This is a genomic window from Simplicispira lacusdiani, from assembly GCF_003604195.1.
Lineage (GTDB): Bacteria > Pseudomonadota > Gammaproteobacteria > Burkholderiales > Burkholderiaceae_C > Simplicispira > Simplicispira lacusdiani.
Genome location: NZ_QXGR01000002.1, coordinates 85,489 through 98,916 on the forward strand (window position 1 = coordinate 85,489; position 13,428 = coordinate 98,916).

The following is a 13,428-nucleotide window of genomic DNA, read 5'->3' on the forward strand; positions in this document are numbered from 1 at the left end:
CCTGCGTTAGCGGCCTATTTGATTCAAATTCTGTAGGAGCCAAACATGGCAGCAAAAGACGTAGTTTTCGGCGGCGAAGCCCGCGCTCGCATGGTTGAAGGCGTGAACATCCTGGCCAACGCGGTCAAGACCACCCTGGGCCCCAAGGGCCGCAACGTGGTGCTGGAGCGCTCATTCGGCGCCCCCACCGTGACCAAGGACGGCGTGTCCGTGGCCAAGGAAATCGAACTGAAGGACAAGCTGCAGAACATGGGCGCCCAGATGGTCAAGGAAGTCGCTTCCAAGACGTCTGACAACGCTGGCGACGGCACCACCACCGCCACCGTGCTGGCCCAGGCCATCGTGCGCGAAGGCATGAAGTACGTGGCCGCCGGCATGAACCCCATGGACCTGAAGCGCGGCATCGACAAGGCCGTCGCCGCCCTGATCGAAGAGCTGAAGAAGGCTTCCAAGGCCACCACCACGTCCAAGGAAATCGCCCAAGTGGGTTCCATTTCCGCCAACTCTGACACCAGCATCGGCGAGATCATCGCCAACGCCATGGACAAGGTCGGCAAGGAAGGCGTGATCACCGTGGAAGACGGCAAGAGCCTGCAGAACGAACTGGATGTCGTCGAAGGCATGCAGTTCGACCGTGGCTACCTGTCGCCCTACTTCATCAACAACCCCGAAAAGCAAGCCGCGATTCTGGACAACCCCTTCGTGCTGCTGTTCGACAAGAAGATCAGCAACATCCGTGACCTGCTGCCCACGCTGGAGCAAGTCGCCAAGGCCGGCCGTCCGCTGCTGATCATCGCCGAAGAAGTCGAAGGCGAAGCCCTGGCGACGCTGGTGGTCAACACCATCCGTGGCATCCTGAAGGTCGTGGCCGTCAAGGCCCCTGGCTTCGGCGACCGCCGCAAGGCCATGCTGGAAGACATCGCCATCCTGACGGGCGGCAAGGTCATCGCTGAAGAAGTGGGCCTGACGCTGGAGAAGGTCACGCTGGCCGACCTGGGCCAGGCCAAGCGCGTCGAAGTGGGCAAGGAAAACACCATCATCATCGACGGCGAAGGCCAGGCTGCCGACATCGAGGCGCGCGTCAAGCAGATCCGCATCCAGATCGAAGAAGCCACCTCCGACTACGACCGCGAGAAGCTGCAAGAGCGCGTGGCCAAGCTGGCCGGCGGTGTGGCCGTGATCAAGGTCGGCGCTGCCACCGAAGTCGAAATGAAGGAAAAGAAGGCCCGCGTGGAAGACGCCCTGCACGCTACCCGCGCTGCCGTGGAAGAAGGCATCGTGGCCGGTGGTGGCGTGGCCCTGCTGCGCGCACGTCAGGCCGCTGGCGAAATCAAGGGTGACAACGCCGACCAGGACGCCGGCATCAAGCTGGTCCTGAAGGCCATCGAAGCGCCCCTGCGCGAAATCGTGGCCAACGCCGGTGGCGAGCCCAGCGTGGTCGTCAACGCCGTGCTGAACGGCAAGGGCAACTTCGGCTTCAACGCCGCCAACGACACCTACGGCGACATGATCGAGATGGGCATTCTGGACCCCACCAAGGTGACCCGCACCGCGCTGCAGAACGCCGCTTCGGTGTCCGCGCTGATGCTGACCACCGAATGCATGGTGGCCGAATCGCCGAAGGACGACGCTCCCGCCGGCGGCATGCCCGACATGGGCGGCATGGGTGGCATGGGCGGCATGGGCATGTAATTGCCCGGCCCGCGCCCCGCGCGCAAGCCACAAAGAAAGCCCGCAGGCCTTACGGCCTGCGGGCTTTTTTCCTTTCAGATCCAGGGCTCAGGCCACCGAGGGCTCGCCATGGGCGTTGCCCTGCCCGTCACCGGGCTGCACCCACCAGAACAGCAGCAGCAGGACACCGATCCCGGTCAGCAGCAGCAACTGCCACCAGCCCGAGCGGCCGATGTCGTGCAGGCGGCGTGCACCCACCGCCAGTGAAGGCAGCAGCAGCGCCAGCGAGGCCAGCGCGTAGAGCAGGTCGCTCACGACGCCCGTGCCGATCAGCACCAGCACCTGGAACAGGAAGAACCACCAGAATTCGGAGCGCGCGGCGCGGCCCGAGAACGTTGCGTACTGCTTCAGGCACGACTGGATGGCCGGAACAAAATCCATGGAAGGGTCCCTCTCTTGAATGGTGTGGATGGCGGTGGAGCACAGGCTCCGCACCCATCATAGGAACGCATGGCGACAGCGGCGAGACGCCAAGCTGTAAGCAAATGCACGCAACAAAGGCCATGCCACTCAGGTGCTATGTTTTTCATAGCTTCAAGCGCTTTACCGGCGCCAGCCAAATGCCAAAAACAGGGCGCTGATACACCCTTAAGCCAACCTTCATGCCTGCCCTGCACCATGGCGGCATGAATCCCACAACTCGACGCTTCCGGACTGCCGCGCCACCTGCCCTGGTGGCGCTGGCCTGTGCCTTGACCCTACCGCCCGCCCACGCGGCCGACACCTCCGCGGCGCAACAGCTGCAGCGCTGGAGCAGTGCCGCGGGCGCGCCCGGCAACGCCGAACGCGGGCGCGCGTTCTTCACCAGCCGCCACGGCGGCGAATGGTCGTGCGCCACCTGCCATGGCAATCCACCCACCGCCCCCGCGCGCCACACGACCACGGGCAAGGCCATCGCCCCCCTCGCGCCCGCGGCCCACGCCGCACGCTTCACCGACACCGCCAAGGCCGACAAATGGTTTCGCCGCAACTGCAACGACGTGCTCAAGCGCGAGTGCAGTGCCGGCGAGAAGGCCGACATGCTGGCCTGGCTGCTGCAACTCGACGCCAAGGACAAACCATGAACCTCCGCCCCCTTCCCGCCATCGCCCTGCTGGCCCTGGCCGCTGTGCCCATGTGGGTCCACGCCGACAGCCGTGAAATGCCGGCGAGCGCCATGCCGCCCGCCTACGTGCAGGAATGCGGCTCGTGCCACATGGCCTTCCCGCCCGGCATGCTGCCCGCACGCTCCTGGACCCGCCTGATGGCGGGGCTCGACAAGCACTACGGCACCGATGCCGCGCTCGACGAGCCCACGCGCCGCGCCATCGACGCCTGGCTGCAAGCGCACGCCGGCACCTCCAAGCGCGTGCGCGAAGAGCCGCCGCAGGACCGCATCACCCGCTCGGCCTGGTTCGAGCGCAAGCACCGCGAGGTGGCGCCCGAGGTCTGGAAGCGCCCGGCCGTGAACAGCCGCGCCCATTGCTCGGCCTGCCACACCCGCGCCGACCAGGGCGACTTCGACGACGACCGCGTCCGCATTCCCAAGTGAGCACCCCATGACCTCCGACACCCTCGCCTCCGCAACGCCGACCCCGGCACCCGCCGCCACGCGCCGCGTGGTCGATGCGCCCACGCGCATGCTGCACTGGCTCATGGCGCTGAGCTTTGTCGGCGCCTACCTCACCGCCGACGGCGAGCGCTGGCGCCTAGTGCATGTCACGCTGGGCTACACGCTGGCGGGCCTGGTGACCACGCGCCTGCTGTGGGGCCTGTGGGGCCCGCGCCAGGTGCGGCTGTCGGCCCTGTGGCGCAGGCTGCAGGGGCTGCCGGCGTGGACGCGGACCCTGGCGGCGGCACGCAGGCCGCAAGCACTGCAGGCCTCTTGGCGCACGGGACAGAGCCTGTTGATGGCGCTGGCCGTGGCGCTTATCCTGGCGCTGGTCGCGCCCCTCACCCTCAGCGGCTACGCCGTGTGGGACGAATGGGGCGGCGAATGGCTCGAAGAAGTGCATGAGTTCTTTGGCAACGCCTTGCTGTTCGTGGCGCTGGCGCACATCGGCCTGATCGCGCTGCTGAGCGTGCTGCGCCGCAAGAACCAGGCCTTGCCCATGCTGACGGGCCGCATCCCTGGCACCGGCTCCGATGTGGCGAAGCACAACCATGGCTTTCTGGCCGCCTTGGTGCTCGCCGGCGTGCTGGCCTTCTGGGGTTGGCAATGGCACTCTGCGCCGCAGGCGGCGGATCAGGGCGCCGCCCAATCGAGCGAGAATCGTCCCCACGACGATGACTGAAGGAGGGATTCCCCGCCATGCGCATCCTGCTTGCTGAAGACGATGAGCTGCTGGGCTCGGGCCTGCGCGCCGGGCTGGCGCAGAACGGCTTCCAGGTGGACTGGGTGCGTGACGGCGTGGCCGCCGAACGCGAACTGGCTACCGGCGCCTACCAAGCCATGGTGCTCGACCTGGGCCTGCCACGCCAGGACGGCATGGACGTGCTGCGCAGTGCCCGGGCGCGCCGCGTCACCACCCCGGTGCTGGTGCTGACGGCGCGCGATGCCGTGCCCGCGCGCATCGCCGGGCTCGACGCCGGCGCCGACGACTACCTGGTGAAACCCGTGGACCTGCACGAGCTCGCCGCCCGCCTGCGCGCCCTGGTGCGGCGCGCCCACGGCCAGAGCGAGACACGCCTGGCCGCCGGCGCCGTGGTGCTGGACCCTGCCGCCCACCAAGTGCTGCGCGAGGGCCAGCCCGTGGAGCTGTCGAACCGCGAGTACGACCTGCTGCACGCGCTGCTGCTCAACGCCGGGCGCGTGCTCTCACGCGAGCAGCTGGAGCAGCGCCTGTACCAATGGGGCAGCGAAATCAACAGCAACGCGGTCGAGGTGCACATCTACCACCTGCGGCGCAAGCTGGGCACCGCGCTGATCGAAACCGTGCGTGGGGTGGGCTACCGCATCGCGCGCGACCCGGCATGAGCACGTCCCCCGCGCCCAAGACACCCCGCTCCCTGCAGGCGCGGCTGCTGTGGGCCGTGCTCGGCCTGGTGCTGGTGGCCTGGGCCAGCGCGGCCGCGCTGGCCTGGCACGAGGCCCAGGACGAGGTCGGCGACCTGCTCGACGCCCACCTCGCCCAGACCGCGGCGCTGCTGCGCCTGCAGCCCCTGGACGAACTCGACGAGGACAAGCTCAACGAAGCCCCCGAGCTGGACAAGCACCAACCCCGCGTGGTGTTCCAGCTGTGGCATGAAGGCCAGCTGCTGGCACGTTCGGCCAACGCACCGCAGCAGCCCCTGACCGAGCGGCGCAAGCGCGGCTTCGCCGACAGCCAGGTGGAGAACAAGGCCTGGCGGGTGTTCGTGACCCAGGGGCGCGAGAAGGATGTGCTGATCCTCGTGGGCGAACGCCAGTCCGTGCGCGACGAGATCGTGCTCGCCAGCCTTACCAGCATGCTCAAGCCCATGGCCTGGGCCCTGCCGCTATTGGCGCTCGGCATCTGGTGGGCCGTGCGCGGCTCGGTGCGGCCGCTGCGGCAGCTGGGCCGCACGGTGGCCGCGCGCCAGCCGCAGGCGCTTGAACCATTGCCGACCGCAGGCGTTCCACCGGAGGTCTTGCCCCTGGTGGCGGCGCTCAACGGCCTGTTCGAACGCACGGCCCAACTGCTGGCGGCCGAACAGCAATTCACGGCCGATGCCGCGCACGAGCTGCGCACGCCCATCGCCGGCATCCGCATGCAGGCCCAGGTGGCCCAGGGTGCCACCCAGAACGCCGAGCGCGCCCAGGCGCTGGCGGCCACGGTGCAGGGTTGCGACCGCGCCACGCGGCTGGTGGAGCAGCTGCTGCAGCTGGCCCGCCTCGACGCCGAGGCGGCCGGCCCGGGCCACGCCCAAACCGACCTGGCCGAGGTGGCGCGCGCGGTGGCCGCCGACCTGCGCTCCATCGCTGCGGCGCGCGGGCAAGGCGTGGAACTCGACATTCCAGGCCCCGTGCCCATGCCACTGGCCGAGCCGCTGGCGCGGGTGCTGCTGCGCAACCTGCTCGACAACGCGCTGCGCTACAGCCCGGACGGCGCGCGGGTGCGCATGCAGCTCACACCCGCCACCCCGGGGCACGCCGCCACACTGTGCGTGGAAGACAGCGGGCCGGGCATGGCGGACGCCGAGATCGCACGGCTGGGCGAGCGCTTCTTCCGCGTCCTGGGTACCGGCCAGAGCGGCAGCGGCCTGGGATGGTCCATCGTGCAGCGCATCGCGCGCCTGCACGGCCTGCCGGTGCGGATCGATCGCAGCCCCACCCTGGGGGGCTTGCGCGTGCGAATCGGTGGGTAGTCGGCTCAGCCGCGCAGGCGGCTGAGCAGGCCCGCCGTCGAGGCGTCCAGCCCCGACAGGTCGCCGCTGGCCAGGCGCTGCTGCAGATCGCAGGCCAGCACCTTGCCCAGCTCCACCCCCCACTGGTCGAAGCTGTTGATGCCCCACAGGCTGCCGCTGGCGAAGACGCGGTGTTCCTGCAGCGCGATCAGCGCCCCCAGCGACGCGGGCGTGAGGGCGTCGAGCAGCAGGAAGCTGCTGGGCCGGTTGCCCGGGAAATGGCGGTGCCCATCCTCGGACGCACGGCCCACCATGAGCGCCTGGGTCTGCGCCAAGGCATTGGCCAGCAGCATCTCATGGTGCCCGGGCAGCGGGTGCGCGCACTGGCGCACCGCCACGATCTCCAGCGGCAGCACGTCGCTGCCCTGGTGCAGCATCTGGAAGAAGGCATGTTGGCCATTGCTGCCCGGCTCGCCCCAGAGCACGGGCGAGGTGGCCATGGGCAGTGGACGGCCGGCAAGGTCCACGCGCTTGCCGTTGCTCTCCATTTCCAGTTGCTGGAGGTAGGCCGGCAGGCGCGCCAGTCCGGCGTGGTAGGGCGCCAGGCAGCGGCTGGTGAAGCCGTGGAAGTTGCGGTACCAGAGATCGAGCAGGGCCAGGCGCACGGGCAGGTTCTGCGCCAGCGGCGCGGTGCGGAAATGCTCGTCCATGGCATGGGCGCCCGCGAGCAGACCGCGAAAACCCGCCGATCCGATGGCGATGGCCAGCGGCAGGCCGATGGCCGACCACAGCGAATAGCGCCCGCCGACCCAGTCCCAGAAGCCGAACGTCCGCGTGATGCCCAGGGCACGCGCCGCCTCCACGTTGACCGTGAGCGCGGTGAAATGGCGCGCCACATCGCGGCCGCCCTGGTCGGCGAACCACGCCAGCGCGGAGCGCGCGTTGGTCATGGTCTCGATGGTGGTGAAGGTCTTGGAAGCAACGAGGAACAGCGTGCGTTCGGGCCGCAGGCCGCGCAGCACGCCGTGCAGTTCGTGCCCGTCGATGTTGGAGACGAAATGGAAGCGCTTGCCCGGCGCGCGGTAGGCGTCGAGCGCCAGCACGGCCATGTGCGGACCCAGGTCCGAGCCGCCGATGCCGATGTTCACCACATCGGTGATGCCATCATCCGCGCGCACCGCGTCGGCATGGTCCAGCATGGCATCGAGCGTGGCATGCACCTGCTCCAGGGCCGGGGCCACGAAGGGCAGGTCGCCGGGCAGCGCCAGTCCGGCGGGCCGGCGCAGCAGGGTGTGCAGCACCGCGCGGCCTTCGGTGCAGTTCACGGGCTGGCCGACGAACATGGCGTCACGCCGCTGCTCCAGGCCGCAGGCGCGCGCCATGTCCAGCAGCAAGGCCTCGGCCTGGCGGTCCCAGAGATTCTTGGACAGGTCGGCGAACACATGGGGCGCAGGCTGGCTGAAATGCGCGAAGCGCTGCGTGTCGCCAGCGAAGGCCTGGCGCAGGTCGAGGTCGCGCCCAGCGGCCTCGAAATGGGCACGCAGCAGCGGCCACTGCGGCGTGGCGTCGCAACGGACAGGCATGCTCATGGGCGGGGACGCTTCAGCGCTTGCACACCACCACGCTACCGACCGAGTAGCCCGCTCCAAAGGAGCAGATCACGCCCATGTCGCCCGAAACCAGGCCGTCGCGGTGCTTGTGGAAGGCGATGATGGAACCGGCCGAGGCGGTGTTGGCGAACTCGTCGAGGATCAGCGGCGCCACATCGGTGCTGGCGTCACCGACCAGCTTCTTGATGACGAGCTGGTTCATGCCCTGGTTGGCCTGGTGCAGCCAGAAGCGGCGCACGGCCGTGGGCGCGTGGCCCAGATCGGCCAGGTGGCCCTCGATGTGGGCCGCCGCGATCGGCACCACTTCCTTGAACACCTTGCGGCCCTCCTGGCGGAAGGTCTTGTCGCGGGCGTTCGGGTCGCTGTCCTCGCTGCGGTTGAGGAAGCCGAAGTTGTTGCGGATGTTGTTGGAGAACTGCGTGACCAGGCGCGTGCCCAGCACGTCCCACTGCTCGGCGGCGGTCGCGCCCTCGGCGCGCTCGACGACGATCGCCGTGCAGACGTCGCCGAAGATGAAATGGCAGTCGCGGTCGTTCCAGGCCTGGTGGCCCGAGGTGATCTCGGGGTTGACCACGAGCACGCATTTGGCGCTGCCCGTGCGCACGGCGTTGACCGCCTGCTCGATGGCGAAGGTGGCCGACGAGCAGGCCACGTTCATGTCGAAGCCGTAGCCGCCCGCGCCCAGCGCCTGCTGGATCTCGATGGCCATGGCCGGGTAGGCGCGCTGCATGTTGGCGGCGGCGCAGAGCACGGCGTCCACGTCGGCGCCGGTCTTGCCGGCGTTCTTCAGCGCCTCCTGGCCCGCCGCCACGGCGATCTCGGCCATCAGCGAGAGCTGGTCGTCCGGGCGCTCGGTGAAACGCGGGTACATGCGCGCGGGATCGAGGATACCGCTCTTCTCCAGCACGTAGCGTTGCTTGATGCCCGACGCCTTCTCGATGAATTCGACGCTGGAGTGGGTCAGTGGCTCGCGCGTGCCAGCCGCGATCTCGGCCGCGTGGCGTTCGTTTTCGAGGTCCGCGTAGCGGTTGAAGGATTCCACCAGCTCGGCGTTGCTGATGGTGTGCGCGGGCTGGAAGAGGCCCGTGCCGCTGATGACGACTGAGTACATATCGGTATCCTGTGGCCCGTTTGCGGGCGCGATGCGCAAGTGTAACGAGCCGGGTGGCATGCCAGCCGCCCGGCGGGGCCGTGTCAGGCGGTCTGGATGAGCTGCTCTAGCTTGACCGTATCGACAGCGAAGGCGCGGATGCCCTCGGCCAGCTTCTCGGTGGCCATGGCGTCCTCGTTCAGGGCGTAGCGGAAGCCGGCCTCGTCGTACTGCACGGCGGGCAGGTCCAGGGCGCGCGCGGCCTCGGCGTCGAGCGCGCGCCGCACCGGAGCCTCGGACTGGGCCAGCTGCGCCAGCAGGTCGGGCGCGATAGTGAGCAGGTCGCAGCCCGCCAGCGCGACGATCTGGCCCACGTTGCGGAAGCTCGCGCCCATGACCTCGGTGGCGATGCCGAAGCGCTTGTAGTGGTTGAAGATGCGCTGCACCGAGCGCACGCCCGGGTCGTTGGCGCCGGCCATGGCGGCTTCGTCCCAGTTCGCGCCCGCCTGCTTCTTGTACCAGTCGTAGATACGGCCGACGAAGGGCGAGATCAGCTGCACCTTGGCCTGGCCGCAGGCCACGGCCTGACTGAACGAGAACAGCAGGGTGAGGTTGGTGTGGATGCCCTTGCTTTCGAGCTTGCGCGCCGCCTCGATGCCCTCCCAGGTGGCGGCGATCTTGATGAGCACGCGGTCGATGTGGATGCCTTCGGCCTGGTACAGCTCGATGATGCGCTCGGCGCGCGAGACCGTGGCGCTGGTGTCGAAGCTCAGGCGCGCGTCCACCTCGGTGGAGACACGGCCCGGGATGATGGAGAGGATCTCGCCGCCGAAACGCACCAGCAGGCGGTCGATGATCTCGTCCATGGGGCGGTCCTTCCAGCGGGCCACGGTGGCCTGCAGCAGCGGCGCGTATTCGGGCTTCTGCACCGCCTTGAGGATCAGCGAGGGGTTGGTGGTCGCGTCGCGCGGCTGGAACTGCGCCAGTTGCTTGAAGTCGCCGGTGTCGGCCACCACGGTGGTGAACTGTCTGAGTGCGTCGAGCTGGTTCATGCAAATCCTCGTTGGTCGTTCTGCGGCGCCGTGGGCGCCGCGCAACCCTCAAGTGTATGCCTGCGGCTGGTTACGGCGCCGCATGAAACCGCGTTACATTCTGGGCCAGCACCAACCACCTTCCACGCCATGCTGGACCGCATCACCGCCTCCCTGCCTTCGCTCGCCCCGGCCGAGCAGCGCGTCGCCAAGCTCGTGCTGCAGGACGCGCGCGCCTTCGCCCGCCTGCCCGTGCGCGAACTCGCCGAGCGCGCCCATGTGAGCAAGCCCACGGTGGTGCGCTTTTGCCGCAGCATGGGCTACGACGGCCTGGCCGACTTCAAGCTCAAGCTCGCGGGCAGCGTGAGCGAGGGCGTGCCCTTCATCCACCGCAGCGTGGATGCCGACGACAAGACCGGCGACGTGCTGGTGAAGGTGGTGGACAACGCCGTGGCCGCCTTCCTGCAGTACCGCAACGCGGCGAGCACGGTGGCCATCGAACGCGCGGCCGTGGCGCTGGCCAGCACCTGGAAGACCGGTCAGCGCATCGAGTTCTACGGCGTGGGCAACTCCGGCATCGTGGCGCAGGACGCGCAACACAAGTTCTTCCGCCTGGGCGTGACCTCGATCGCCACCAGTGACGGCCACATGCAGGTGATGAGCGCCACGCTGCTGGGCCCGGGCGACTGCCTGGTGATCATCTCGAATTCGGGCCGCACCCGCGACCTGATGGACGCGGCCGACATCGCGCGCAAGAACGGCGCGACCACCATCGCCATCACGGCCAGCGGCTCGCCGCTGGCCAACACCTGCCACATCCACCTCGCGGCCGACCACCCCGAGGGCTACGACCGCTACAGCCCCATGGTGTCGCGCCTGCTGCACCTGCTCATCATCGACGTGCTGGTGACCTGCGTGGCATTGCGCATCGGCAGCTCGCTGCAGCCCATCCTGCAGCAGATGAAGGAAAACCTGCGCAACAAGCGCTACACCTGAGATTTGAGCAAAAATGGCCTGCAGCGCTCATGCAGAAAGCGCCGCACGCTATTGATTTGATAGCAATCAGGACCGACCGTAGGTGGCGCTGAAACTGGCCTTGGCCACGGTGTTCGCATTCACCATGAAGCCCGCGAGCGCGGCCGTGGCGTCGTCGGGGATGTCCAGCCGCGCCACGCCCAGCGCGTGCACCGTGAAGATGTAGCGGTGCGGCTTGTCGCCGGGCGGCGGGCACATGCCGCCCCAGGCCTGCACGCCGTAGTCGTTGCGGATCTGGCGCGCGCCTTGCGGCAGGCCGGCGCCACCCTGAGCGCCGGCGTTCGGTGCCAGCGCGGCCGTGCTGTTCGGAAGGTCCACCACGAACCAGTGCCACCAGCCCGAGCCCGTGGGCGCGTCGGGGTCGTACACGGTGAGCGCGAAGCTTTTCGCCTCGGCGGGCGCGCCGCTCCACCGCAGCGCGGGCGATTCGTTGCGGCCCGTGCAGCCGAAGCCGTCGAACTCGAAGTGCGGCGGCACCGTGCCGTCGCTGGGGATGTCGGGGCTGGAAAGGGTGAATGCGGTCATGCGGCGTCTCCTCGTAGAAGGTGGAGCCGCATTTATAGCAAAACCGGGCCTTGAGGCCCATGGAGCAAGCGCGAATAGCTACTTTTTTAGTAGCAATTACGCTAGATCCGGCCTTCCTCCACGGCATGGCAGGCGATGCGGATACCGCCCAGCGTCAGGAGCTGCGGGCGCTCGGCGCGGCAGCGCTCGTTGGCGTGCGGGCAGCGCGGGTTGAAGGCGCAGCCCGGCGGCGGGTTGAGCGGGTTGGGCACCTCGCCCTGCACCGGGGTGCGCGCCTTGCCGGTGTCGTGCATCTTCGGGATGGCGTCGAGCAGCATGCGCGTGTAGGGGTGGCGCGGGGCCTCGAACAGCGTCTTCTTGTCGGCCAGCTCCACCAGGCGGCCGAGGTACATCACGCCCACCTGGTCGCTGACGTGGCGCACCACGGCGAGGTTGTGGCTGATGAACAGGTAGGTGAGCCGCCGCTGGCGCTGCAGGTCCTTCATGATGTTGAGCACCTGGGCCTGCACCGAGACGTCGAGCGCGCTGGTGGGCTCGTCGCACACCAGGAACTCGGGCTCGGTGGCCAGGGCGCGCGCGATGGAGATGCGCTGGCGCTGCCCGCCCGAAAACTGGTGCGGGTACTTCGCCATGTCCAGCGGCGAGAGGCCCACGGACTGCAGCAGTTCGCCCACGCGCGCCTTGAGCTGCGCCTTGTCGGTGATGAGCCCGTGCTCGCGCAGCGGCTCGCCAATGATGTCCTCGACCAGCCAGCGCGGGTTCAGGCTGGCATACGGGTCCTGGAAGATCATCTGGATGCGCCGGCGCATGGCCTTGGCGTTGCCGCCCTTGAAGGCGGCGTGCGCGTCCTGGCCGTCGAAGGTGAGGCCGCCGCGCGTGGGCTCGTACAGGCCCACGAGCAGGCGCGCCACGGTGCTCTTGCCGCAGCCCGACTCGCCCACCAGGGCCAGGGTCTGGCCCTTCTCGATCTCGAAGCTCACGCCATCGACCGCGTGCAGCAGCGTGCGCGGCTTGCCTTCGAGCACGCGGTTGAGCCAGGGCGGCGAGACGTCGAAGGTGCGCGCCAGGTCGTGCGCCTGCACCAGGGGCTGGCGGGCGGTGTCCATGGTCGTCGTGCTCATGCGGCCACCTCGCTGCGGGCGTCGTGCAGCCAGCAGGCGGCGCGCGTGGCGCCGGCCTGCAGCAGGTCCGGGCGCTCCTTCAGGCAGCGGTCGAAGGCGCGGGTGCAGCGCGGGTTGAAGGCGCAGCCCGGGGGAATGGCGTTGAGGCGGGGCATGGCTCCGTCGATCTGGTTGAGGCGCTCGCGGTCCTGCTCCATGTCGGGAATGGACGCCATGAGGCCCACGGTGTAGGGATGGGCGGGGTGGTTGATGACTTCGTGCACCGGCCCGATCTCGGCGATGCGGCCGGCATACAGCACGGCCACGCGGTCGCAGGTCTCGGCGATCACGCCCATGTCGTGCGTGATCAGCATCACGGCGGCGCCGCGCGTCTTGCAGATGTTCTTGAGCAGCTGGATGATCTGCGCCTGGATGGACACATCGAGCGCCGTCGTGGGCTCGTCCGCCACGATGAGCTGTGGCTCGGCCGCCAGCGCCAGGGCGATCACCACGCGCTGGCGCATGCCGCCCGAGAACTGGTGCGGGTAGTGGTCGATGCGCTGCTCGGCCGCCGGGATGCCGGTGTCCTTGAGCAGCTGGATGGCGCGCACGCGCGCCTCGGCGGCCGAGACGGGCAGGTGGGTGAGGATGGTTTCGGTGAGCTGCTTGCCCACGGTGTAGAGCGGGTTCAGCGAGGTCAGCGGGTCCTGGAAGATGGCGCCGATGCGCCGCCCCCGGATGTGGCGCATCTGCTCGTGGCCGAGGTTGTCGATGCGCTGGCCTTCGAGCAGGATCTGGCCCGAGGCCACATGGCCCGGCGGCTCCAGCAGGCCGATGATGGCCGCGCCCGTGAGCGACTTGCCAGCGCCCGATTCACCCACCACGCCGAGGATCTCGCCCGGCGCGATGGAAAAGGAAATGTCATTCAGGGCCCGCAGGGTGCCGCGGCGGCCCGGAAATTCAACAACGAGGTTTTTGACTTCGAGGAGGGACATGGGTACTTCGGGGAAATGGGTGCGTGG

The 13,428-nt window shown here is 68.8% G+C and carries 14 protein-coding genes; 7 read left to right on the forward strand and 7 right to left on the reverse strand.

Annotated elements, in window-relative coordinates:
* The first annotated feature begins 45 nt into the window (after positions 1–45).
* On the forward strand, positions 46–1,692 hold the full coding sequence (gene groL, locus D8S75_RS02990) for a chaperonin GroEL (RefSeq protein WP_119964468.1): 1,647 nt from the start codon (positions 46–48) through the stop codon (positions 1,690–1,692).
* A gap of 87 nt (positions 1,693–1,779) precedes the next feature.
* Here the strand turns inward: groL and D8S75_RS02995 are convergent, their stop codons facing one another.
* Complete coding sequence (locus D8S75_RS02995; RefSeq protein WP_119964469.1) at positions 1,780–2,112, reverse strand: DUF805 domain-containing protein; 333 nt, start codon at positions 2,110–2,112, stop codon at positions 1,780–1,782.
* A gap of 221 nt (positions 2,113–2,333) precedes the next feature.
* Between D8S75_RS02995 and D8S75_RS03000 the strand changes: the two genes are divergently transcribed.
* The 5 genes from D8S75_RS03000 to D8S75_RS03020 are packed head-to-tail and all read left to right on the forward strand — an operon-like array spanning position 2,334 to position 6,036.
* The gene (locus D8S75_RS03000) at positions 2,334–2,795 is read left to right on the forward strand and encodes a DUF1924 domain-containing protein (protein WP_119964470.1); all 462 of its coding nucleotides are present in this window, start codon (positions 2,334–2,336) and stop codon (positions 2,793–2,795) included.
* Complete coding sequence (locus D8S75_RS03005) at positions 2,792–3,262, forward strand: diheme cytochrome c (protein ID WP_119964471.1); 471 nt, start codon at positions 2,792–2,794, stop codon at positions 3,260–3,262. The genes D8S75_RS03000 and D8S75_RS03005 overlap by 4 nt, the downstream gene beginning before the upstream one ends.
* Before the next feature lie 7 nt (positions 3,263–3,269).
* Positions 3,270–4,004, forward strand: coding sequence for a cytochrome b/b6 domain-containing protein (locus D8S75_RS03010; protein WP_119964472.1), 735 nt, complete (start codon positions 3,270–3,272; stop codon positions 4,002–4,004).
* A gap of 17 nt (positions 4,005–4,021) precedes the next feature.
* A complete protein-coding gene (locus tag D8S75_RS03015) occupies positions 4,022–4,687 on the forward strand; it encodes a winged helix-turn-helix domain-containing protein (protein ID WP_119964473.1) in 666 nt (221 codons plus the stop codon).
* Positions 4,684–6,036, forward strand: a complete 1,353-nt coding sequence (locus tag D8S75_RS03020; protein ID WP_119964474.1) for an ATP-binding protein — start codon at positions 4,684–4,686, stop codon at positions 6,034–6,036. The genes D8S75_RS03015 and D8S75_RS03020 overlap by 4 nt, the downstream gene beginning before the upstream one ends.
* A 5-nt stretch (positions 6,037–6,041) precedes the next feature.
* On the opposite strand, the gene pgi is transcribed toward D8S75_RS03020, so the two are convergent.
* The 3 genes from pgi to tal all read right to left on the reverse strand — a co-directional run bounded on the left by pgi (position 6,042) and on the right by tal (position 9,767).
* Positions 6,042–7,604, reverse strand: coding sequence for a glucose-6-phosphate isomerase (gene pgi / locus D8S75_RS03025; RefSeq protein WP_232828861.1), 1,563 nt, complete (start codon positions 7,602–7,604; stop codon positions 6,042–6,044).
* Between the two features lie 13 nt (positions 7,605–7,617).
* Entirely contained in the window at positions 7,618–8,736 is a 1,119-nt protein-coding gene (locus D8S75_RS03030; protein WP_119964475.1) for a beta-ketoacyl-ACP synthase III, read from the reverse strand.
* A gap of 83 nt (positions 8,737–8,819) precedes the next feature.
* A complete protein-coding gene (gene tal, locus D8S75_RS03035) occupies positions 8,820–9,767 on the reverse strand; it encodes a transaldolase (protein ID WP_119964476.1) in 948 nt (315 codons plus the stop codon).
* 129 nt (positions 9,768–9,896) lie between these two features.
* Here tal and D8S75_RS03040 point away from each other — a divergent pair, with 129 nt between their 5' ends.
* Positions 9,897–10,742 (forward strand): MurR/RpiR family transcriptional regulator, encoded by an 846-nt coding sequence (locus D8S75_RS03040; protein ID WP_119964477.1) that lies wholly within the window; start codon positions 9,897–9,899, stop codon positions 10,740–10,742.
* A 66-nt stretch (positions 10,743–10,808) separates the two neighbouring features.
* Here the strand turns inward: D8S75_RS03040 and D8S75_RS03045 are convergent, their stop codons facing one another.
* The 3 genes from D8S75_RS03045 to D8S75_RS03055 form a co-directional block, all read right to left on the reverse strand.
* Positions 10,809–11,306, reverse strand: a complete 498-nt coding sequence (locus D8S75_RS03045) for a YbhB/YbcL family Raf kinase inhibitor-like protein (protein WP_119964478.1) — start codon at positions 11,304–11,306, stop codon at positions 10,809–10,811.
* A gap of 101 nt (positions 11,307–11,407) precedes the next feature.
* Positions 11,408–12,427 carry an ABC transporter ATP-binding protein gene (locus tag D8S75_RS03050; protein WP_119964479.1) on the reverse strand — a complete coding sequence of 340 codons (1,020 nt, stop codon included), beginning with the start codon at positions 12,425–12,427 and terminating at the stop codon, positions 11,408–11,410.
* The gene (locus D8S75_RS03055; protein ID WP_119964480.1) at positions 12,424–13,401 is read right to left on the reverse strand and encodes an ABC transporter ATP-binding protein; all 978 of its coding nucleotides are present in this window, start codon (positions 13,399–13,401) and stop codon (positions 12,424–12,426) included. Before D8S75_RS03055 ends, D8S75_RS03050 begins: the two co-directional genes overlap by 4 nt.
* Positions 13,402–13,428: the final 27 nt, after the last annotated feature.

What these genes read in the sequence shown, in the direction of transcription:
- groL (WP_119964468.1), top strand. Translation starts at nt 46, where the DNA reads ATGGCAGCAAAAGACGTAGTTTTCGGCGGCGAAGCCCGCGCTCGCATG.
- D8S75_RS02995 (WP_119964469.1), bottom strand. Translation starts at nt 2,112, where the DNA reads ATGGATTTTGTTCCGGCCATCCAGTCGTGCCTGAAGCAGTACGCAACG.
- D8S75_RS03000 (WP_119964470.1), top strand. Translation starts at nt 2,334, where the DNA reads ATGCCTGCCCTGCACCATGGCGGCATGAATCCCACAACTCGACGCTTC.
- D8S75_RS03005 (WP_119964471.1), top strand. Translation starts at nt 2,792, where the DNA reads ATGAACCTCCGCCCCCTTCCCGCCATCGCCCTGCTGGCCCTGGCCGCT.
- D8S75_RS03010 (WP_119964472.1), top strand. Translation starts at nt 3,270, where the DNA reads ATGACCTCCGACACCCTCGCCTCCGCAACGCCGACCCCGGCACCCGCC.
- D8S75_RS03015 (WP_119964473.1), top strand. Translation starts at nt 4,022, where the DNA reads ATGCGCATCCTGCTTGCTGAAGACGATGAGCTGCTGGGCTCGGGCCTG.
- D8S75_RS03020 (WP_119964474.1), top strand. Translation starts at nt 4,684, where the DNA reads ATGAGCACGTCCCCCGCGCCCAAGACACCCCGCTCCCTGCAGGCGCGG.
- pgi (WP_232828861.1), bottom strand. Translation starts at nt 7,604, where the DNA reads ATGAGCATGCCTGTCCGTTGCGACGCCACGCCGCAGTGGCCGCTGCTG.
- D8S75_RS03030 (WP_119964475.1), bottom strand. Translation starts at nt 8,736, where the DNA reads ATGTACTCAGTCGTCATCAGCGGCACGGGCCTCTTCCAGCCCGCGCAC.
- tal (WP_119964476.1), bottom strand. Translation starts at nt 9,767, where the DNA reads ATGAACCAGCTCGACGCACTCAGACAGTTCACCACCGTGGTGGCCGAC.
- D8S75_RS03040 (WP_119964477.1), top strand. Translation starts at nt 9,897, where the DNA reads ATGCTGGACCGCATCACCGCCTCCCTGCCTTCGCTCGCCCCGGCCGAG.
- D8S75_RS03045 (WP_119964478.1), bottom strand. Translation starts at nt 11,306, where the DNA reads ATGACCGCATTCACCCTTTCCAGCCCCGACATCCCCAGCGACGGCACG.
- D8S75_RS03050 (WP_119964479.1), bottom strand. Translation starts at nt 12,427, where the DNA reads ATGAGCACGACGACCATGGACACCGCCCGCCAGCCCCTGGTGCAGGCG.
- D8S75_RS03055 (WP_119964480.1), bottom strand. Translation starts at nt 13,401, where the DNA reads ATGTCCCTCCTCGAAGTCAAAAACCTCGTTGTTGAATTTCCGGGCCGC.